General features: G+C 72.0%; 21 protein-coding genes. 9 read left to right on the forward strand and 12 right to left on the reverse strand.

Annotated features, from left to right (window positions below):
• Positions 1 to 56: 56 nt before the first annotated feature.
• From KKZ08_RS23760 to KKZ08_RS23780, 5 genes are all read left to right on the forward strand, one after another.
• Positions 57 to 1334, forward strand: coding sequence for a thymidine phosphorylase (locus KKZ08_RS23760; RefSeq protein WP_223776371.1), 1278 nt, complete (start codon positions 57 to 59; stop codon positions 1332 to 1334).
• Positions 1335 to 1465: 131 nt separating this feature from the next.
• Positions 1466 to 2050 (forward strand): Uma2 family endonuclease, encoded by a 585-nt coding sequence (locus KKZ08_RS23765; protein WP_223776372.1) that lies wholly within the window; start codon positions 1466 to 1468, stop codon positions 2048 to 2050.
• Positions 2051 to 2139: 89 nt separating this feature from the next.
• Positions 2140 to 3144 (forward strand): MerR family transcriptional regulator, encoded by a 1005-nt coding sequence (locus KKZ08_RS23770; protein WP_223776373.1) that lies wholly within the window; start codon positions 2140 to 2142, stop codon positions 3142 to 3144.
• Between the two features lie 141 nt (positions 3145 to 3285).
• Positions 3286 to 5172: a DUF4157 domain-containing protein gene (locus tag KKZ08_RS23775; protein WP_223776374.1), complete on the forward strand. Its 1887-nt coding sequence runs from the start codon at positions 3286 to 3288 to the stop codon at positions 5170 to 5172.
• A gap of 63 nt (positions 5173 to 5235) precedes the next feature.
• Entirely contained in the window at positions 5236 to 5604 is a 369-nt protein-coding gene (locus KKZ08_RS23780; RefSeq protein WP_223776375.1) for an STAS domain-containing protein, read from the forward strand.
• Here the strand turns inward: KKZ08_RS23780 and KKZ08_RS23785 are convergent.
• Entirely contained in the window at positions 5515 to 6498 is a 984-nt protein-coding gene (locus tag KKZ08_RS23785; RefSeq protein ID WP_223776376.1) for a sigma-70 family RNA polymerase sigma factor, read from the reverse strand. The genes KKZ08_RS23780 and KKZ08_RS23785 overlap by 90 nt on opposite strands.
• Positions 6499 to 6637: 139 nt before the next feature.
• A complete protein-coding gene (locus tag KKZ08_RS23790) occupies positions 6638 to 7924 on the reverse strand; it encodes an MFS transporter (RefSeq protein ID WP_223776377.1) in 1287 nt (428 codons plus the stop codon).
• A gap of 62 nt (positions 7925 to 7986) precedes the next feature.
• Between KKZ08_RS23790 and KKZ08_RS23795 the strand changes: the two genes are divergently transcribed.
• Complete coding sequence (locus KKZ08_RS23795) at positions 7987 to 8946, forward strand: LysR family transcriptional regulator (RefSeq protein ID WP_223776378.1); 960 nt, start codon at positions 7987 to 7989, stop codon at positions 8944 to 8946.
• A gap of 15 nt (positions 8947 to 8961) precedes the next feature.
• On the opposite strand, the gene KKZ08_RS23800 is transcribed toward KKZ08_RS23795, so the two are convergent.
• Positions 8962 to 9723, reverse strand: coding sequence for an alpha/beta fold hydrolase (locus KKZ08_RS23800; protein ID WP_223776379.1), 762 nt, complete (start codon positions 9721 to 9723; stop codon positions 8962 to 8964).
• A 102-nt stretch (positions 9724 to 9825) separates the two neighbouring features.
• Between KKZ08_RS23800 and KKZ08_RS23805 the strand changes: the two genes are divergently transcribed.
• Complete coding sequence (locus tag KKZ08_RS23805; RefSeq protein WP_223776380.1) at positions 9826 to 10995, forward strand: adenosine deaminase; 1170 nt, start codon at positions 9826 to 9828, stop codon at positions 10993 to 10995.
• 149 nt (positions 10996 to 11144) lie between these two features.
• The gene (locus tag KKZ08_RS23810; protein WP_223776381.1) at positions 11145 to 11546 is read left to right on the forward strand and encodes an ATP-binding protein; all 402 of its coding nucleotides are present in this window, start codon (positions 11145 to 11147) and stop codon (positions 11544 to 11546) included.
• A 61-nt stretch (positions 11547 to 11607) separates the two neighbouring features.
• On the opposite strand, the gene KKZ08_RS23815 is transcribed toward KKZ08_RS23810, so the two are convergent.
• The 5 genes from KKZ08_RS23815 to afsQ1 all read right to left on the reverse strand — a co-directional run bounded on the left by KKZ08_RS23815 (position 11608) and on the right by afsQ1 (position 15367).
• A complete protein-coding gene (locus KKZ08_RS23815; protein ID WP_223776382.1) occupies positions 11608 to 11808 on the reverse strand; it encodes a PspC domain-containing protein in 201 nt (66 codons plus the stop codon).
• Between the two features lie 90 nt (positions 11809 to 11898).
• Positions 11899 to 12447, reverse strand: coding sequence for a VanZ family protein (locus tag KKZ08_RS23820; protein ID WP_223776383.1), 549 nt, complete (start codon positions 12445 to 12447; stop codon positions 11899 to 11901).
• 51 nt (positions 12448 to 12498) lie between these two features.
• Entirely contained in the window at positions 12499 to 13110 is a 612-nt protein-coding gene (locus tag KKZ08_RS23825; RefSeq protein ID WP_223776384.1) for a hypothetical protein, read from the reverse strand.
• Complete coding sequence (locus KKZ08_RS23830; protein ID WP_223776385.1) at positions 13107 to 14693, reverse strand: HAMP domain-containing sensor histidine kinase; 1587 nt, start codon at positions 14691 to 14693, stop codon at positions 13107 to 13109. Before KKZ08_RS23830 ends, KKZ08_RS23825 begins: the two co-directional genes overlap by 4 nt.
• On the reverse strand, positions 14690 to 15367 hold the full coding sequence (afsQ1, locus tag KKZ08_RS23835) for a two-component system response regulator AfsQ1 (protein ID WP_030779097.1): 678 nt from the start codon (positions 15365 to 15367) through the stop codon (positions 14690 to 14692). The genes KKZ08_RS23830 and afsQ1 overlap by 4 nt, the downstream gene beginning before the upstream one ends.
• 213 nt (positions 15368 to 15580) lie before the next feature.
• On the opposite strand from afsQ1, the gene KKZ08_RS23840 reads away from it, so the two are divergent.
• Positions 15581 to 16321 (forward strand): SigE family RNA polymerase sigma factor, encoded by a 741-nt coding sequence (locus KKZ08_RS23840; protein WP_223776386.1) that lies wholly within the window; start codon positions 15581 to 15583, stop codon positions 16319 to 16321.
• A 127-nt stretch (positions 16322 to 16448) separates the two neighbouring features.
• On the opposite strand, the gene KKZ08_RS23845 is transcribed toward KKZ08_RS23840, so the two are convergent.
• The 4 genes from KKZ08_RS23845 to deoC form a co-directional block, all read right to left on the reverse strand.
• The gene (locus tag KKZ08_RS23845) at positions 16449 to 17087 is read right to left on the reverse strand and encodes an ATP-binding protein (protein ID WP_223776387.1); all 639 of its coding nucleotides are present in this window, start codon (positions 17085 to 17087) and stop codon (positions 16449 to 16451) included.
• Between the two features lie 95 nt (positions 17088 to 17182).
• Positions 17183 to 18067: an aldehyde dehydrogenase family protein gene (locus KKZ08_RS23850; protein WP_223776388.1), complete on the reverse strand. Its 885-nt coding sequence runs from the start codon at positions 18065 to 18067 to the stop codon at positions 17183 to 17185.
• The gene (locus tag KKZ08_RS23855) at positions 18060 to 19499 is read right to left on the reverse strand and encodes an aldehyde dehydrogenase family protein (protein WP_223776389.1); all 1440 of its coding nucleotides are present in this window, start codon (positions 19497 to 19499) and stop codon (positions 18060 to 18062) included. Before KKZ08_RS23855 ends, KKZ08_RS23850 begins: the two co-directional genes overlap by 8 nt.
• A gap of 3 nt (positions 19500 to 19502) precedes the next feature.
• Positions 19503 to 20441, reverse strand: a complete 939-nt coding sequence (gene deoC, locus KKZ08_RS23860) for a deoxyribose-phosphate aldolase (RefSeq protein WP_223776390.1) — start codon at positions 20439 to 20441, stop codon at positions 19503 to 19505.
• Positions 20442 to 20493 lie beyond the last annotated feature (52 nt).

A 20493-nucleotide genomic window follows, 5' to 3' on the forward strand; every position in this document is an offset into this window, starting at 1 on the left:
TAGAGTCGCGAAGGTACTGACGTACGTACGCCGTTGTACTGCTGGAAGGACATGCCATGGACGTCATCTCCGTCATCCGCACCAAGCGTGACCGGGGCGAACTCAGCGACGAGCAGATCGACTGGGTCATCGACGCGTACACGCGCGGCGCGGTCGCCGACGAGCAGATGTCGTCCCTGGCGATGGCCATCCTCCTGAACGGCATGAACCGCAAGGAGATCGCCCGCTGGACCGCCGCGATGATCGCGTCCGGCGAGCGCATGGACTTCTCCTCGCTGTCCCGCCCCACCGCCGACAAGCACTCCACGGGCGGCGTCGGCGACAAGATCACGCTGCCGCTCGCCCCGCTGGTCGCCGCCTGCGGCGCGGCCGTCCCGCAGCTGTCCGGCCGTGGCCTCGGCCACACCGGCGGCACCCTCGACAAGCTGGAGGCCATCCCCGGCTGGCGCGCGCTGCTCTCCAACGAGGAGATGCTGAACGTCCTCGACGGCGTCGGCTCGGTGATCTGCGCGGCGGGCGACGGCCTGGCACCGGCCGACAAGAAGCTGTACGCGCTGCGCGACGTGACCGGCACGGTGGAGGCGATCCCGCTGATCGCGTCGTCCATCATGTCGAAGAAGATCGCCGAGGGGACGGGCTCGCTGGTCCTGGACGTGAAGGTCGGCACCGGTGCCTTCATGAAGAACCTCGACGACGCGCGTGAACTGGCCTCCACGATGGTGGAGTTGGGCACGGACAGCGGCGTACGCACGGTGGCGCTCCTCACGGACATGTCGACGCCGCTCGGCCTGACGGCGGGCAACGCCCTCGAAGTCCGCGAGTCGGTCGAGGTCCTGGCGGGCGGCGGCCCGGCGGACGTGGTCGAACTGACCCTGGCTCTCGCCCGCGAGATGCTGGACGCGGCGGGCCTGAAGGACGCCGACCCGGCGAAGGCGCTGGCCGACGGATCGGCGATGGACGTATGGCGCCGCATGATCGCGGCGCAGGGCGGCGACCCGGACGCGAAGCTGCCGGTGGCGCGCGAGCAGCATGTGGTGACGGCGCCGTCGTCCGGCGTCCTGACCCGTCTGGACGCGTACGACATCGGCGTCGCCGCCTGGCGCCTCGGCGCGGGCCGCGCCCGCAAGGAGGACGTCGTCCAGGCGGGCGCGGGCGTCGAACTCCACGCGAAGCCGGGTGAGACGGTGGAGGCGGGTGCGCCGCTGCTGACCTTGCACACGGACACGCCGGAGCGGTTCGCGTACGCGCTGGAGTCGGTGGAGGGGGCGTTCGACATCGCCCCCGCGGGGACGGCGTTCTCGGCGACGCCGATCGTGCGGGACCGGATCGGCTAGGGGGTCGGGGCCAGGGGCTGCGGGAGCGCCTCTGGCCAGGACTTACTCGCACGGGTGAACGGGATCGGTGGACCGCCGCCGGTCCCGTTCGGCATGCTGGGATCGGTGACGCACCGAAAGAGGAGACCGCCATGAGCGCACTCACCGTAGGCCACGAACCCGGCCAGGACTGGGACGACCTCGTCCGGCTCTGGGAGGAGATGGAGTGGCCCGAGGGCAGCAAGGTGGAGATCATCGAAGGGGTCATCACCGGGTCGCCGAGCCCGGCCAATCGCCACAACCTCGTCGCGGAGAAAGTGCACCGCCTGTTGTACTCCGTGCTTCCGGATGACTGGGGCGTCTTTCAGCCCCTGTCCGTCGCCGTGCCCCCGAAGCTCGGCATGTTCATCCCCGACCTCGTCGTGATCCCCCTCGCGGAAGTGGAAGCTCCGGGGACGTATGTTCCGGCCGCCGCCGCCGAACTCGTCGTCGAGGTGACCTCCCCCTCCAACGCCCGTCACGACCGCGTCAGCAAGCCCGCTGCCTACGCCGCCGCAGGCATCCCCCTCTACCTCCTCATCGACCGCTGGGCGCCCGGCGGCCCCACCATCACCCTGTACGGCGAGCCCGCGGGTGACGTCTACCGGGTCATCCAGGCCTGCAAGTTCGGTGAGACCGTGCGAATCCCCGGCCCCTTCGACCTGGACGTCGACACGAGCGCCTTCCCCCAGGACTGACCCGCGCCGGGCGTCGAACCTCCCGTGATCCGACTTGACCCGTCCCCCGAGGGACGGGTTTAGCGTTCGGGACGAACGAGGAGGTGCACATGCGTGCGGGTGAAGCGGCCGCGGCCGCCGGTGTGACGATCAAGGCGCTGCGCTACTACGAGGACTGCGGGTTGCTCAGCCCCGGCCGCGCGGCCAACGGCTACCGCGAATACAGCACCGAGGACGTCCGGCTGGCGCAGGAGATCCGCGGGCTCGGGGCGCTCGGCCTCACGCCCTCGGAGACGCGGCCGTTCCTGGCCTGCCTGCGTGCCGGCCACGAGACGGGCGATCACTGCGCGGAGTCCCTGGCCGCCTACCAGCAGAAGATCGAGGCGCTCGACCTCCTCATCGACCGGCTGACCACCGGCCGGGACCAGCTGATCCGCCGCAGGGACGCGGCGGCCCGGCGCGGTTTCCCCTCCGCCACCCAGAACCCGATGAAGGAGCCCGACGAGATGTTGCCCCGGACCGATTCCCTCCCTCAGGCCGATTCCCTCCCCCAGGCCGACCCGCTGCCTTCCGGTCTGCCCGCCCCCGTGGACGACGGCGGCGCCGCCCACCTGCCCGGCCGTACGCTCCCGCCGCTGTCGTTCACCGGCACCGACGGCCGCGACATCCGCCTGGACGCCGTCTCCGAAGGCCGCTGGGTGCTGTTCTGCTACCCGCTGACCGGGGACCCGGCGGCCGACATCCCGGAGGGCTGGAACGAGATCCCCGGCGCCCGCGGCTGCAGCCAGGAGGCGTGCAGCTTCCGCGACAACCTGGCCGCGCTGCGGGCCGAGGGCGTCGACCGCGTCCTCGCCCTGTCCTCGGACCGGGCCGACTACCAGCAGGCGCTCGTGGACCGGCTGCACCTGCCCTACCCGATGCTCTCCGACCCCGGGCTCACGCTCGCGGACGCGTTGCGGCTCCCCACGTTCGAGGCCGACGGGCAGACGCTCTACCGGCGCCTGACCCTCGTTCTGCGCGGCGCCACCATCGAGCACGTCTTCTATCCGGTCTTCCCGCCGGACACCCACGCCGACGAGGTGGCGCAGTGGTTCCGGGACCACCGGGACGCCTGACCGGCCAAGGCGGGGAGCGCCCGGCACGCCGGGCCGGCTCTGCCCGTCCGGTCGCGGCTTTCTGCCCTCGCGTACCTGGCCCCGCCGCCCCGCACCCCGTATGCAGGAGGGGAGTCGCAACCCGCGCGGGGAGAGGTCACCTTGCACCAGCACGACCACACCGGAACGACCGGGGCCGAGAAGGGTCGCCGCCCGGCCCGCAGGCCTGCCGCCGCTGGCGCGCCGTCGCCCGCGGGGCTCCTCGGTCTCCAGGCCGCCGCCGGGAACGCCGCCGTCGTGCAGATGCTGCGCCAGGCCGCACGCCCGTGGTCCCAGGAGGCGCACCAGCACGGCGCCGAGCAGCCGCGGGTGCAGCGCTCCGCCGTCCACGACGTCCTGCGCGGCGCGGGGAAGCCGCTGGACGACGCGGTCCGTACCGACATGGAGTCCCGGCTCGGCGCTGACTTCTCCGACGTACGGGTCCACGACGACGCCGCGGCCAGGGCCTCCGCGGCCGAGGTGGGCGCCCGGGCCTACACCTCCGGCAGCCATGTCGTCATCGGGGCGGGCGGCGCCGACCCGCACACCCTCGCCCATGAGCTGACCCACGTCATCCAGCAGCGGCAGGGCCCGGTCGCGGGCACCGACAACGGCGCGGGCCTGAAGGTCTCCGACCCCTCCGACCGCTTCGAGCGCGAGGCGGAGGCCAACGCCCGCCGCGTCATGACGGGCGCCGCCGCCCCTCGGACCGAGCAGGCCCCGGCGCCGGAAGCCCCCGCCGGCACCGGCATCCAGCGGTACGTGTCGGGGAACGTCAAGAGCCTGGCCAGCGAGCAGAGCGACGAGCCCTTCTTCCAGTCGCAGTCGCCGCAGGGCGTCCTGGTCCCCGACCCCGAGCGGCTCTCGAAGCACTCCGTGGACCACGCGGGTGCCCGCACCCACGACCCGTTCCGCCAGGACGACGTCGAGGCGAGCGGCGTGGAGATCGACGCGCCGCTGGGCCTGCCCCTGAGGGTCGCGGGCGACGGCACCCTGGCCGTCCACGACACCGAGCGTGAGCCGAAGGAGTTCTACGCGACGTCAGACGTCCTCGCCGCGAGCAACACCGCCCTCGAAGGCGTGGGAAGCACCTACCGGCTCCAGGCGCGCGGGCAGCAGATCTCCGTGCAGCACCCCGCGGAGCCCAGCCGGTCCGTCGTACTCAAGCGGGTGCAGCCCATCCTGGCCGACCGCCCGCAGGACACGGCCGAGTCGGGGTTCGTGAATCTGCTGAAGAGCGAATGCATCGACGTGGCGCGGGAGTTGATGGGTGGCGGCAGGCAGACGGACGTCGTCCTGGAGGGCCGGGAGAACATGCCCTGGGGGGACAGGACGGTCGACTCGGTGGCCAACCAGCTCGCCGACTCGGCCGGCGCGCCGGCCGGCCCCACCCCGCAGCGGTACGGCGGCGCCCTGCGCGAGCACCCCGAGCAGATGGACGAGGCGGCGAGCGGACTCGGCGTGAACAAGGCCGCGGCTCCCGTGGTGGGCGAGGGCTATACGACGGTCTCCCTCGGCCAGAGCGACCGGCTCGACTTCGCCGAGTCCGCCACCCCCACCGAACGGCCGCAGGACATCTGGGGCTTCCACTTCGCGGGCGTCGCCGCGCTGAGCGCCGACGGCCGCGACCGCGTCACCCTGGAGAACTACACGCGGACCGGCAACTCCGGGGACGCGCTCCTGGAACTGCTCCCCAAGCTCGTGGAGGAGTTCAAGAAGAAGACCGCCAGGCTGTGGCGCCCGCAGGGCAAGCCTCTGCCCCGCGGCTCCGAGATGGACCAGGTGAACAAGCTGCTCCAAGGGCTCGCGGGCAGCGCCCAGCGGGGCGGGGAGGAGTTCGCGCGGCTGTCGAGCGCGAAGAACGAGTGGAACAGCAAGTGGTTCTTCCGCATGTACGGCTCCGGGGCGGGCCAGACCTTCCACGAGCAGCAGTACGACAACGGGCGCGGCGACTTCGTGAACCCCCTGACCCTGCGCGTGCGCAAGCGGCCACCGGAGCAGACGGGCTGACGCCCGCGCCGGGGGCCGCCGGGATCACCGATGAGTTCCGCCCGCCGCGCGAGTCCACCTTGCGTGGCTGAATCCGAAGCGAACCTCATCCTCATCGAGGGCCCCCTGCGCGCGGCCGACGTCCCGCGGCTGTGCGCGCGGGTCGCGGCCGCCCGCCACGGGCCCGGCCACGATGTGATCTGTGACGTCGGCGGCGTCACCACCGCCGACCTCGCGACCGTCGACGCCGTCGCCCGGCTGCACCTCGCCGCCCGCAGGGCCGGGGGCCGGATCCGGCTCAGGAACCCCACCCCCGCCCTGCTGGCGCTGCTCGGTCTCGTCGGTCTGACCGAACTGCTCGGGCTAGTCGTCGAGATGGAGGGGCACCCCGAACAGCGGGAACCACCGGGGGGTGTCCAGGAAGCAGTGGAAGCCGGCGATACGGCCCTGTGAGATCTCGATGACCTGGATGCACCACGGCATGAAGCCGCCGTTGTCCGGGTCGGGCTTGTACTGGGCGAAGCCCGGCGTGCCGTTCACGTTCACCGGCAGGAGGCGGCCGTTGGCACAGGCGGCACCCATCGTGGACATGAAGCCCGTGATGTCCGCCGTGCCGCGCAGCCACAGGTCGAACGGCGGCATCGTCATGACGGCGTCCTCGGCGAGCAGCGCCGTGAGCGCCGCCATGTCGTACCCCTCGAAGGCGGCGACATAGCGCTCCAGGAGCTTCTGCTGCTCCTCGTCGAGCGGATCGGAGACGGCCGTGTCGTCCTCCGGGCGCTCGGCGAGGGTGGCGCGGGCCCGCTGGAGCGCGCTGTTCACCGAGGCGACGGAGGTGTCGATCAGCTCGGCGACCTCACTGGCCTTCCAGGCGAGCACCTCGCGCAGGATCAGCACCGCCCGCTGCTTGGGCGGCAGGTTCTGCAGGGCGGCGACGAACGCCAGGCGCACCGACTCCTTGGCGACGGCGGCCTCCGCGGGGTCGTCCGGGGTGGGCAGCACACGGGCGTCCGGCATCGGCTCCAGCCAGGTGTTGTCCGGGCGGGGGGTGAGTGCCGCCTGCGCCAGCGGGGCGGCGGCGGTCAGGTCCATGGGGCGGGCGCGGCGGTTGCCGGCGTTCAGCATGTCCAGGCAGACGTTCGTCGCGATGCGGTAGAGCCAGGAGCGGATGCTGGAGCGGCCCTCGAACTTCTCGAAGCTGCGCCAGGCCCGCACCATCGTGTCCTGCACGGCGTCCTCGGCCTCGAAGGCCGAGCCCAGCATCCGATAGCAGTACCCGGTCAGCTCGACCCGGTATTTCTCCAGCGTGACGTCCAGGTCGGTCGTCGTCCCTGCGATGTCGCTCATCCCCACCCACCCCTGCGGCTTCCGAGAAGGGCCCGACAGTGGGGCCCGACACACCGGAAGCTACCGCAGCCCACTGACAACGGCCCCCGGAGTGGGAAAACCCGCAGGTGGAATCAGCGGCAGCGGCAGATTCGGTACCTCAGCAGGAGCGCACGACGAGCCCGCGCCGCCGCTCCGTCCGCGCCGCGTGCGAGCCCCACACCGTCACCGACACGACGCCGAGCACCGCGAGGAGACCGAGCCCCACCGTCCCGGCCCAGCCGCCCGCGTGGAAGGCGACCGCGCCGAGCGTGCCGCCCGCGCTGGAGCCCAGGTAGTACGCCGACTGGTAGAGCGCCGATGCCTGCGCGCGCCCGGTCGTGGCCGTCCGGCTCACCGACGACGACGCGACCGCGTGCCCCGCGAAGAACCCGGCGGTGATCAGCACGAGCCCCAGCAGGACCAGGACCAGCGAGGACGACAGGGACAGCAGCAGCCCGCCCGCCGTCGTGCCCACCGCCAGGTACAGCGCCCCGCGCCGCCCGAGCCGGGCCACCAGCTTCCCGGCCGCCGCCGAGGAGACCGTACCGACGAGGTAGACGAGGAAGATCGAGCCGATGACGCCCTGGGGGAGCGAGAACGGCGCCTCGGTGAGCCGGTAGCCGATCACCGTGTAGACCGCGCCGAAGACGGTCATGAACAGCGCCCCGATCGCGTACAGCCGGCACAGGAGCGGATCCGACAGGTGCGTACGGACCGTCCGCGCCAGCGCCTTGGGGTTCAGAGAGCCCGGCGTGAAGTGCCGCGGCGCGGGCAGCAGCGCGCGGAAGGCGACCGCGCACAGCACCGCGACGACGCCCACGACGGCCAGCGCCGCGCGCCAGCCCCAGGCCTGCGCCACCCAGCCCGTGATGATGCGGCCGCTCATGCCGCCGATGGAGTTGCCCGCCACGAACATGCCGATCGCGGCGACCAGGGCCTTCGGCCGCACCTCCTCGGCGAGGAACGCCATCGCGGACGCCGGGAGCCCCGCGAGGGCCGCGCCCTGCACGGCGCGCAGCGCGATGAGGACCTCCACCGAGGGCGCGAAGGGGACGAGGAGCCCGACCGCCACCGCGACGCTCAAGGACGCCGTCATCATCGCGCGCCGCCCGAAGCGCTCGCTGAGCGCGCTCAGCGGAAGGACGAAGAGGGCCAGTGCGCCCGTGGCCGCCGAGACCGTCCAGCTCGCCGTGCTCGCGCTCGCGCCGAAGTCGGCGGAGACCAGCGGCAGCAGGGCCTGCGTGGAGTAGAGGAGGGCGAAGGTGGCGACGCCCGCGAGGAAGAGCGCGAAGCTCATCCTGCGGTAGCCGGGACCGCCCGGCGTCAGACGGGAATCGGCGGCGGGGGACGACGGAGTGAGGGCGACCGCATGGGTGGCGGACGCCCCGCTACTGGCAGGAGGCATGCCACGAACGTACGGCCGGTTTTTTGATGCGTCCAATGCATGGAAACGCCATAATCGTTCCCATGCAGCATCAGCACAGGTCACAGCCGCACCTGTCACACAACAGTGACGTGGAGGACATCGTCACGCTGCTCGCGCCACGCCTCGCGTACTTCGCGGGCGTCGCCCGCACCGAGCACGTCACGCGCGCCGCCCAGGAGATGCAGATCCCCCAGTCGACGCTCTCCCGCGCCCTCGTACGGCTCGAACGGGACCTCGGCGTCGGCCTGTTCACGCGCCGCGGCCGCACCGTCTCGCTCACCCCGGCCGGCCGCACCTTCCTCGCCTCGGTCGAGCGGGCGCTCGGCGAGGTGGAGCGCGCCGCCGAGTCCGTGCGCGCCGACGCCGACCCGGCCTCCGGCAAGGTCGCCTTCGGGTTCCTGCACACCATGGGCTCCGAGACCGTGCCCGGCCTGATCCGCGCCTTCCGCGCCGATCACCCGAGGGTGCGCTTCAGCCTCGTACAGAACTACGGCGAGGCGATGCTGGAGCGGCTGCGCGCGGGCGAGCTGGACCTCTGCCTCACCTCGCCCGTGCCGGACGCGCCCGACCTGGTCGCCCGCCGCCTCGACGAACAGCGCCTGCGCCTCGTCGTGCCCGACGACCACCGCCTCGCCGCCCGCAAGCGGATCCGCCTCGCCGAAGCCGCCGACGAGGCCTTCGTGACCCTGGAGCCCGGCTACGGCCTGCGCCGCATCACCGACGACCTCTGCCAGGAGGCGGGCTTCAAGCCCCGCGTGGCCTTCGAGGGCGAGGAGGCGGAGACCCTGCGCGGCCTGGTCGCGGCAGGGCTCGGCGTCGCCCTCCTGCCGCCGCCCGCCGTGCCCCGCCCGGGCGTCGTGGAGCTGACGGTGACGGGCCAGCGGGCGGTCCGCGAGATCGGCGTGGCGTGGCTCGCGGGGCGCCCCGACACTCCGCCGGTCGCCGCGTTCAAGGAGTTCCTGGTGAGCAGGAAGGGAAAGCTGCTGCAGCAGTCGACGTGAGCGTCCCGGCGGGTCTCACCGCCGCGACACCCGCCCGAAGCCGCAGGCAAGCGGCATGCGCAGTCCCAGTGGCGGCGGCGCCGCGAGCGCGTCCTCCAGCGGCCGCGCGAAGTCCGTGCCGAAGAGTGTGCCCCGTACGAAGTCCGAGGCCAGCGCCTGCACTTCGTCCTGGTGCTGATGGAGCCGGTGGCCGTCGGAGTGCACCTCGAACCGGCACACGTCGCGGTTCGCCTTCTTCGCGCGCTCCGCGAAGCGGAACGACAGCTCCGGGTCGGTCCGCTCGTCGTTCGTGCCGTGCACGATCAGCACCCGCCGCCCCACGAGCTGCTTCACCGGCTCGGGCGGCGCCGCCACGTCGTCCTCGGGCAGCCAAGGAGCGATCGCGAGAACGGAGTTGACCGCCGGGTGCCCGCCCGTACGCAGCGCCGCCCGGCCGCCCATGTCCACGCCGGCCAGGCAGACCGGGACGTCGCCGTAGCGACGTACGACCTCGTCCGCCGCCCACGCCGTGTCCTCGGCCTGCTGCGCCTGCGCGCCGTTCCAGCCCCGGCAGCGGTAGTGCACGACGTGCGTGGCGAGACCCGCCTCGCGTCCGTCCTGGGCCAGCCTGCGGCCCAGCGCGCGCACCGTCCCGGCCGCCAGCGGCCAGGGTCTGCGGGTGGACGTCTCGCAGCCGCCGGGCAGCAGCAGGACCACACCGCTCACCGCCGAGGGCGCCGTCCCGATCACGCGCCCGAGCCTGGGACCCGCAGGCCCCGCCGTCCCTTGCTGTGCCATGACAGAACAGTGTCAGAAGCCATGGTGTACGCCACCCGTCCGCAGGGTCACTGTTACGTATCGACCAGTGAGTTCTACGCGCGTAGGCGTTAGAGTGCCGAAATGACGAGCCAGACCATCACGGGCGGTCACACGGACCGCGACACGCCCAGCGCCGACCAGATCCGCCGCGCCCCCAAGGTGCTCCTCCACGACCACCTCGACGGCGGCCTGCGCCCCGGCACGGTCGTCGACCTCGCCCGCGAGTGCGGCTACGAAGGCCTGCCCGAGACCGACGCCGACAAGCTCGGCATCTGGTTCCGCGAGGCGGCCGACTCCGGCTCCCTGGAGCGGTACCTGGAGACCTTCGCGCACACCTGCGCGGTGATGCAGACGAAGGACGCCCTCAAGCGCGTGGCGGCCGAGTGCGCCGAGGACCTCGCCGAGGACGGCGTCGTCTACGCCGAGATCCGTTACGCCCCCGAGCAGCACCTGGAGTCCGGCCTCACCCTCGAAGAGGTCGTCGAGGCGGTCAACGACGGCTTCCGCGAGGGCGAGCGCCGCGCGAAGGCGAACGGACACCGCATCCGCGTCGGCGCCCTGCTCACCGCCATGCGGCACGCCGCCCGCGCCCTGGAGATCGCCGAACTCGCCAACCGCTACCGCGATCACGGCGTCGTCGGCTTCGACATCGCGGGCGCCGAGGCGGGCTTCCCTCCCACCCGCCACCTCGACGCCTTCGAGTTCCTCAAGCGCGAGAACAACCACTTCACGATCCACGCGGGCGAGGCCTTCGGCCTGCCCTCGATCTGGCAGGCCCTCCAGTGGTGCGGCGCCGACCGCCTCGGCCACGGCGTGCGGATCATCGACGACATCGAGATCGCCGAGGACGGCAGCGTCACCCTGGGCCGCCTCGCGTCGTACGTACGCGACAAGCGCGTCCCGCTGGAGATGTGCCCGACGTCCAACCTCCAGACGGGCGCCGCCACTTCCTACGCCGAGCACCCCATCGGGCTGCTGCGCAAGCTGCATTTCCGCGCCACGGTGAACACCGACAACCGTCTGATGTCCGGCACCAGCATGAGCCGGGAATTCGAGCACCTGGTCGGCACCTTCGGCTACACGCTCGACGACATGCAGTGGTTCACGGTCAATGCGATGAAATCAGCGTTCATTCCATTCGATGAACGCCTCGCCATGATCAATGACGTGATCAAGCCCGGCTACGCCGAGCTGAAGTCCGAGTGGCTGTTCCGCCAGACCGTCTCGACCAGCGCTTCTGCCGGTAACTGACGGCGGTCGCGCCTCCTCGCGCGACGCTTCGGCGGCCGGGTTCTCGTCACCCGGCCGCCTTTTCGCCGTCCGGTGCCCGTGATTTGTGGTGTGCGCGGTCGTTGAACCGCGCAGATCCCCGTCATCGACATCACAAGGACGCATTGACGATGAAGCAGTCTGCTGCCAAGACCCTCGGTGTCGCCGTTCTCGGTGCCGCCTTCGCCGCCGCCGGTGCCGGCGCCGCGAACGCCGCCCCCGGCGTCCCGGACGCGGCCGCGGCCCTCGGCCAGGTCGCCTCGGTCCTCCCCCTGGAGCAGGCCGCCAAGACGCTGCCCGCGGGCAGCCCGGAGGCCGTGGCCGCCGGAAAGAGCGTCCTCGCCGGTGGCCTGCAGGCCGCGGGGAACGCCGACAGGGCCGCGGCCGCGGCCCAGCAGGCCGACGGCAAGGGCGGCAAGGGTGGCAAGGGTGGCAAGGGCGGCAAGGGTGGCAAGCCGGCCTCCCCGCTCCAGGGGCTGCTCGGTGGCGTGCCCATCACGGGCAGCGGCCTCAACGGCCTGCCGCTCGGCTGATCCTTCTCGCGTACACACCGATGGGGCGCCCCTCCACCCGGAGGGGCGCCCCATCGCGTCGTCACCAGGCCCGGCGGGCCTTGTCCTCGGAGGGGAGCAGCACCCACAGGGCTATGTAGAGCAGGAACTGGGGGCCGGGGAGCAGGCAGGAGGCCACGAAGATGACGCGCATCGTGGTCGCGGAGGTGCCGAAGCGCTGGGCCAGGGAGGCACACACTCCGCCGATCATCCGGCCGTGGGTGGGGCGGGCAAGGGCGGTCATGGCGGGCTCCTTAACGAACCGTGGGGAGAGGCCTCTGCGTGTGCCTCGATGTCTTCACGCTACGGTTGCCAAGTACCCCAAAGCATCGCTCTATGGTGCGATCCCGACCCTGGGAATCGTCGGGGTCGACCCCTGAGGGGCCTCCTCCCGCAGAAGGGCCGTGACGCGTCGCGGATCATCATGGCGGCGGAGCCTCGCCCTGGCCGCGGGCACCACGGCGACATGCGCGAGGGCCACCCCGAGGGTGTTCAGGAGCAGCGAGTCGATGTCGACGACCTGCCCGGGCACGCCGGTCTGGAGCAGTTCGATGCCGAGCGAGAGCAGCGCCCCCGCGGCGACCGTGCGCACCAGGGAACCCCACGGCGAGACGACGAGCCGGCCGCCGGCCAGGGGCAGCAGCACACCGAGCGGGGCGAGCAGCAGCAGGGCCTCGCCGATCCGGCGGGCCGCCTGGAGGCCGCCGAGCGCCAGATCCGCCTTGATCCCGGCGAGCGGCCGCAGATTCGCGGCGCTCACCCAGGGCACGTCCAGCGGACGCAGCGTGATCCATCCGACGAGCAGAAGGTGCGCGACGAGGAGGAATCCTCCCGCCGCGCGGAAGCGGATGGCGGCAACGCGGCCGCCCGAGCCATGACGCACGCCCCTCAAGACGTCAGAGGCGGCAGGATCGGTTCCGCGTACCGGCGGCGGTTACCGCTCGGGCTTGACGGTCTTGGCGGGCGGCGCCACCGTGCCGGGCCGGGAGCGGACCTCCGGGGTGCAGGCGTAGCGCCGCAGGGGGCCGTCCGCGGGGCCGCCCATGATCACCGTGTGGTCCTCCGCGGCCGCCGCGCTGCCGGCCAGCGTGCAGACGATCTGGGCGAGCGCGAACGCGGACAGCTCCTCCGGCGGCTCACTGAAGCGCAGCGCTTCCTCGGGGTCGCCCTCGGCGGGACCGGAGACCGTGGTGCCGCCGCGTACGTCCGTGGCGAAGCCCGCGTCCTTCTCGGAGTCCGACGGAGGCGTGGCCAGCTCGTCGAGGAGGGCCTGCGCGATCGCCACACGGTCGGTGGCCGCCTTCTCCCCGGGGATCCGCACCGTCCGGTCGACCGTCACCAGCTGGGCCGCGCACACCAGGAAGACCTGCGCCGGCACCCCGCTGCCCGACTGCGAGGCGATGCTGGAGCCCGACATGACGCACGGCACCCGCGACGGCGCGGGCCCGAAGTCCGTCGGCACCTCCGTCGACCTGATCCCGCACCCGGCGAGCGCGGCCGCCAGCAGGACGGCGGCCACCGCGGCACGCATCCGTCGCCCGTTCACGCCTGGCCTCCCTCGGTGCAGCCGACGGCGTCATCGCTGTCATGGCCCCCGCCGCCGTCACCCTCACCGTCGCCGTCGCTCTCGCACGGCAGCCACAGCGTGAAGACGGCGCCGCCGTCGGGGCAGTTGGCGGCGGTGATCCCGCCGCCGTGGATGTGCGCGTTCTCCAGGGCGATGGAGAGCCCGAGCCCGCTGCCCTCGGACCGCGGCCGGGACGCGCTCGCCTTGTAGAAGCGGTCGAAGACGTGCGGCAGGACGTCCTCCGGGATGCCGGGTCCGTGATCGCGTACGGCGATGACGAGCCGGGCGTCCGCCAGGCGCACGGAGACCTCCACCGGGGAGCCGCCGTGCTTGAGGGCGTTGCCGATGAGGTTGGCCAGGATGACGTCGAGGCGGCGCGGGTCGAGGCGGGCGGTGATGCCGCGCTCGGCGTCCAGCTCGACCGCGTCCAGCCAGGCCCGCGCGTCGATGCACGCCGTGATCTGGTCGGCGATGTCCACGTCGTCCAGGACGAGGCGCGCGGTGCCCGCGTCGAAGCGGGTGACCTCCATGAGGTTCTCCACGAGGTCGTTGAGGCGCCGCGTCTCGCTCACCACGAGCCGGACGGCCGGCTCGATCATCGGGTCGACGGAACCGGTCTCCGCGTCGAGCTCCTCCTCCAGGACCTCGGTCACCGCGGTGATCGCGGTCAGCGGCGTACGCAGCTCGTGCGACATGTCGGCGACGAAGCGCCGGGACGCCTCGTCGCGGGCGCTCATGTCGGCGACCTTCTTCTCCAGGTTCTCGGCGGTCCTGTTGAACGTCCGCGAGAGATCGGCGAGTTCGTCGGTGCCGGAGACGCGCAGCCGGGTGTCGAGCTTGCCCTCACCGAGCCTGCGCGCGGCGACGCCGAGCCGGTGCACGGGTTTGAGCACGGTCGTGGCCGCGGCCTGCGCGAGCAGCGCCGAGCCGATCAGCGCCAGGGCCGTGGCGATGGCGAGGGACCAGCCCAGCGAGCTGAGGTCCTTGGCCTCGGGCTCCAGCGACTTCAGCATGTAGCCGGTCGGGCCGCCGCCGATCACCGTGGCGCCACCGATCAGGTAGGGGGTGCCGTGGTCCACGGTCCGCTGCCAGTACAGGTGGTGGGCGGCGTCGTTGCCGGAGGTGAGCGGCTGCTTCTTGAGCACGGCCTTCTGGAGCGCGTCCGGCACCTCGGCGAGGGTGAACGCGTCCAGGTCGGAGTAGCCGACGATCCGGCCGCCGTCCTTCTTCTCGGCGACCAGGAGCACGCTGTAGCGCTGGCTGCTGTTCGCCATCTGCCCGGCGGCCGCCTGGAGTTCCTCCTGCGACGGGTTGGGCCGCAGCGCGCCCACCCGGGTCTGCATCTGCTGGCGGAAGTCCTTGAGCGCCGCGTCCTGGGCGCGCGTCAGCACGGCCTCGCGGTTGAGCCAGTACGCGATGCCGGACGCGGAGACGGCGGCGGTGAGCGCCACCAGGCCGAACACCACGACGAGCCGCAGCCGCAGGCTCGTGAAGCGCAGCCCGGCCAGGGCGGCCTTGCGTGCCGCGGGCAGGCCGCGGAGCTTGTCGTGCGCTTTGGTCACTGAGGGGTGTCCAGCCGGTATCCGACCCCGCGCACCGTGCGGATCAGCGTGGGCGACGAGGGGACGTCCTCGACCTTGGCGCGCAGCCGCTGCACGCAGGCGTCGACGAGCCGCGAGTCACCGAGGTAGTCGTGCTCCCACACCAGACGCAGCAACTGCTGCCGCGACAGGGCCTGTCCGGGCCTGCGGCTCAGCTCCAGGAGCAGCCGCAGCTCGGTCGGGGTGAGCTGGAGGTCCTCGCCGTTCTTCGTCACGGTCATCGCGGCCCGGTCGATGACGAGCGAACCGAACGTCGCCGCGTCATTGGCCTCCCGCTCCCCGCGCCGCAGCACGGCCCGGATCCGGGCGTCGAGGACCCGCCCCTGCACGGGCTTGACCACATAGTCGTCGGCGCCGGACTCCAGGCCCACCACCACGTCGATGTCGTCGCTGCGCGCGGTGAGCAGAATGATCGGCAGCTGGTCGGTGCGCCGGATGCGACGGCACACCTCGAACCCGTCGATGCCCGGCAGCATCACATCCAGCACGATCAGGTCGGGCCGCTGCTCACCGAGCAGTTTCAGACCGTCCTCGCCGGTGGCAGCAGTGGCCACCCGGTGCCCCTGGCGCGTCAGCGAAAGCTCCAGGGCCGTCCGGATGGCGTCGTCGTCCTCGATCAGCAACAGGGAAGGCACGGACGTCATTCTGTCCCATGCTCGGCCCCAGTTCGACTGCTGGACCGCTCCCACACCGCACCCTCACGCGCGAAAGGGGCGCCGAACCCCTGTGACAGGCCTGTGACAGTCGGCGGACACCGTCATGAAGTGGGTCCGGCAGAGTTCTGGTCACACGCAAGAAGCACGGAACCAAGACGGAACAAGCCGGACTCCACCGACGGGGGGCGCGAGATGAACACGCTGCACAGCACCAGCTCAAGCGCAGTTGTCACGCGTCTCCACGATGTCGGGCGGGGCTCTGAGAAGTCCGGTGCCGTGAGCGGGCGGGGGTGCGCTCGCGGCATCGGGCGTCAGCACACCGCGTACATGACGGTGGTTGACGCGCCGCACGGGGGAAGCGCGTACAGGGAGGGCTCGGGGGAGCGGAAGACCTTCTCGGAGACGGTGAACGCCGAAGCGGCGTTCACCGCCTACGTCCAGGAACGCCGCGCCTCTCTGTACGCAACGGCCTACCACCTGACCGGCGACCGCTTCGAGGCCGAGGACCTGCTGCAGAGCGCCCTCTTCTCGACGTACCGCGCCTGGGACAGGATCAGCGACAAGGCGGCGGTCGGGGGCTACCTCCGTCGCACCATGACCAATCTGCACATCAGCGCGTGGCGCCGCCGCAAGCTGAACGAGTACCCGACCGAGGAGCTGCCGGAGACGGTGGGCGACACGGACGCGATGCGCGGCACGGAGCTGCGCGCGGTCCTGTGGCAGGCCCTGGCCCGGCTGCCCGAACTCCAGCGCACGATGCTGGTCCTTCGCTACTACGAGGGCCGCACCGACCCGGAGATCGCGGACATCCTCGACATCAGCGTGGGCACGGTGAAGTCCAGCATCTGGCGGTCGCTCCGCCGGCTGCGCGAGGACGAGGTCCTCAGCTTCGGCCGTGACCAGGAGGAATCCTTCGGCGAGTTGGTCGCCTGAGGATCGGGGGGAACACGGGGGCCGTCGCTCCGGGGGGACGCGGCGGAAGCACGGGGGAAACAAGTGGCGGGACCGGAAGGCCGGGGGGTCTTTCCGGTCCTTCTGCTTGTCCGGCTCGTCCGGCCCCTCAGAGGACGTCGGCGCGTGCCGCGACGCAGCGGCCCGCCGCGGCGGCGGCGACCCGCCCGAGCGCCTCGTCCTTGCCGCAGGGGTGCGCCCCGAGTGCGACCTGCCGGGCCACGATCGCGCGCTCGGCGCGCATGAGCCGCCATCCCCTGCGCAGGAGGAACGGCACGGACTTGCGGCCTTCCCGCAGATCCCGCAGCAGCCGCCGCCGGAACGTGGTGGAGGGCCGCCCCCGCAGGCAGATCGCGTCGGCGAGCACACCGGCCCGCCGGCACCGCTCCACGATGTCCGCGGCGAAGATGCCCTCCGCGATGAACAGGGGCGTGCGCTCGATGTCGAGCGTCCCCTGCCCGACGCGCGCGCTGGTCGCGATGTCGTACACCGGGACGCGCGTACGCCCCGTGCGGCACAGCTCCTCGATGGCGGCGACGGCGACGTCGGCGTCCCACGAGGCGGGGGAGTCCCAGTCGATGTCCGAACTGCCCGGGACCTGCGGCAGCGTGGGGTCGCCGGCTTCCTTGTAGAAGTCGTCCAGGCACAGCACGGGCAGCCCGGCGCGGGCGGCGAAGGACGACTTGCCCGAGCCGGAAGGGCCGCAGAGCAGCACGACGCGGGTGGGTATCGGGGGATGAGAGCTCACGAGAGAACAGTGTGCGGCATCGCGCCGCACGGGGAAGCCCCGGTCTCCTGGACGGAGGAGGCCGGGGCTTCGGTGCGGCGGGCGGCTGCGGGCGGCTAGTAGGCCGAGCCGGAGGCGCCCAGGGAGCCCGTGGGGTGCCAGACCGTCTTGGTCTCCAGGAAGGCCGTCAGGCGGCTCGTGCCGGGGTCGGCGCCGAAATCCACAGGCTGTGGACGCAGGACGCGCTTCAGGTTGTCGGCGGCCGCGATCTCCAGGTCGCGCGCGAGGTCCGCGTCCGCGCCCGTAAGGTCGATGGCGTTGACGTCCTGGTGCGCGGCGAGCGGGGCCGCGATCTCGGCCGTCCTGCCGGTGAGGACGTTGACCACACCGCCGGGCACGTCGGAGGTCGCGAGGACCTCGCCCAGCGAGAGCGCCGGGAGCGGGGCCTTCTCGGAGGCGACGACGACGGCCGTGTTGCCCGTCGCGATCACCGGGGCGAGCACCGAGACCAGGCCCAGGAACGACGACTCCTGGGGCGCGAGCACCGCGACGACGCCCGTCGGCTCCGGCGTCGAGAGGTTGAGGAACGGGCCCGCGACCGGGTTCGCCCCGCCCGCGAGCTGGCCGATCTTGTCGGTCCAGCCCGCGTACCAGACCCAGCGGTCGATCGCCGCGTCCACCACGGCGGCGGCCTTGGACTTCGACAGGCCCTCGGCGTCCGCGACCTCGCGCACGAACTGGTCGCGGCGGCCCTCCAGCATCTCGGCGATGCGGTAGAGGACCTGGCCGCGGTTGTACGCGGTCGCGCCCGACCAGCCGCCGAACGCCTTGCGCGCCGCCACGACGGCGTCACGCGCGTCCTTGCGGGACGACAGCGGCGCGTTCGCCAGCCACTTGCCCTTTGCGTCGGTCACTTCGTACACCCGGCCGCTCTCGGAACGCGGGAACTTCCCGCCGACGTACAGCTTGTAGGTCTTCAGGACCGTGAGTCGGTCAGACATCGAGGTACGCCTCCAGTCCGTGACGGCCGCCCTCGCGGCCGTAACCCGACTCCTTGTAGCCGCCGAACGGCGAGGTCGGGTCGAACTTGTTGAATGTGTTGGCCCAGACGACGCCCGCCCGGAGCTTGTTCGCGACCGCGAGGATGCGCGAGCCCTTCTCCGTCCAGATGCCGGCGGAGAGCCCGTACTGCGTGTTGTTGGCCTTGGCCACGGCCTCGTCCGGCGTGCGGAAGGTCAGCACCGAGAGCACCGGGCCGAAGATCTCGTCGCGGGCGACGGTGTGCGCCTGCGTGACGTTCGTGAAGAGCGTCGGCGCGAACCAGTAGCCCGACGTGGGCAGTTCGCACGCCGGCGACCAGCGCTCGGCGCCCTCCGCCTCGCCGGTGTCGGCGAGCGCGGTGATGCGGGCCAGCTGCTCGGCGGAGTTGATGGCGCCGATGTCGGTGTTCTTGTCGAGCGGGTCGCCGAGGCGCAGGGTCGACAGGCGCCGCTTCAGCGAGTCGAGCAGCTCCTCCTGGACCGACTCCTGTACGAGGAGACGCGAACCGGCGCAGCAGACCTGGCCCTGGTTGAAGAAGATGCCGGTGACGATGCCCTCGACGGCCTGGTCGATGGGGGCGTCGTCGAAGACGATGTTCGCGCCCTTGCCGCCCAGTTCGAGGGTGACCTTCTTGTCCGTGCCCGCGACCTGGCGGGCGATCTCCTTGCCGACGGCCGTGGAGCCGGTGAAGGCGACCTTGTTCACGTCGGGGTGGGAGGTCAGGGCCGCGCCCGCGTCGCCGTAGCCGGGAAGGATGTTGACGACGCCCTTGGGCAGGCCCGCCTGACGGCAGATGTCCGCGAAGAACAGGGCGGACAGCGGGGTGGTCTCGGCGGGCTTAAGGACGACCGTGTTGCCGGTCGCGAGGGCCGGGGCGATCTTCCAGGCCAGCATAAGGAGCGGGAAGTTCCAGGGGATGACCTGGCCCGCGACGCCGAGGGGCGCGGGGTTCGGGCCGTACCCCGCGTGGTCGAGCTTGTCGGCCCAGCCCGCGTAGTAGAAGAAGTGCGCGGCGACCAGGGGGAGGTCGGCGTCGCGGGTCTCCTTGATCGGCTTGCCGTTGTCCAGCGTCTCCAGGACGGCCAGCTCGCGGCTGCGCTCCTGGATGATGCGGGCGATGCGGAAGAGGTACTTGGCGCGCTCGGCGCCCGGCAGCGCCGACCACTTCTCGAAGGCCTTGCGGGCGGCCTTCACCGCGCGGTCGACGTCCTCGGAGCCGGCCCGCGCGACCTCGGAGAGGACCTCCTCGGTGGACGGGGAGACCGTCTTGAAGACCTTGCCGTCGGCGGCCTCGGTGAACTCGCCGTCGATGAACAGGCCGTACGACGGGGCGATGTCGACGACCGAGCGGGACTCGGGCGCGGGTGCGTACTCGAAAGGAGTGGAGGTCATGGGTCAGTCCACCGTCACGTAGTCAGGGCCGGAGTAGCGGCCGGTGGCCAGCTTCTGCCGCTGCATCAGCAGGTCGTTGAGGAGCGACGAGGCGCCGAAGCGGAACCAGTGGTTGTCGAGCCAGTCCGGGCCCGCCGTCTCGTTCACCAGGACGAGGAACTTCACCGCGTCCTTGGTCGAGCGGATGCCGCCCGCGGGCTTCACCCCGATCTGTACCCCGGTCTGCGTGCGGAAGTCGCGGACGGCCTCCAGCATCAGGAGGGTGTTGGCCGGGGTGGCGTTGACGCCGACCTTGCCGGTCGAGGTCTTGATGAAGTCGGCGCCCGCGATCATGCCGATCCAGCTGGCGCGCTTGATGTTGTCGTACGTCGACAGCTCACCGGTCTCGAAGATGACCTTCAGGCGGGCGGTGCCGCAGGCCTCCTTCACGGCGCGGATCTGCTCGAAGACGGTCATGTAGTCCCCGGAGAGGAAGGCTCCGCGGTCGATGACCATGTCGATCTCGTCGGCGCCGGCCGCGACGGCCTCGCGCACGTCACCGAGCTTCACCTCGATGGCGGCGCGGCCCGCGGGGAAGGCGGTCGCGACGGACGCGACCTTCACGCCGCTGCCCGCGACGGCCTCCTTGGCGGTGGCGACCATGTCCGGATAGACGCAGACGGCCGCGGTGCGGGGCGTCTCCCGGTCGGTCGGGTCGGGGTGGACGGCCTTCGCGCCGAGCGCCCGGACCTTGCCCGGGGTGTCGGCGCCCTCCAGCGTCGTCAGGTCGATCATCGAGATGGCCAGGTCGATGGCGTACGCCTTCGCCGTGGTCTTGATCGAACGGGTTCCGAGCGAGGCGGCACGCGCCTCCAGGCCGACCGCGTCGACGCCCGGCAGCCCGTGGAGGAAGCGGCGGAGCGTGCTGTCGGACGCGGTCACGTCAGCGAATGCAGTGGGCATGGTCACGAGGGGAGCATATCTACGCGCGTAGCTGCTGTACAGGGGCGGGGCC

Origin of the sequence: Streptomyces sp. 135 (assembly GCF_020026305.1) — a bacterium.
Lineage (GTDB): Bacteria > Actinomycetota > Actinomycetes > Streptomycetales > Streptomycetaceae > Streptomyces.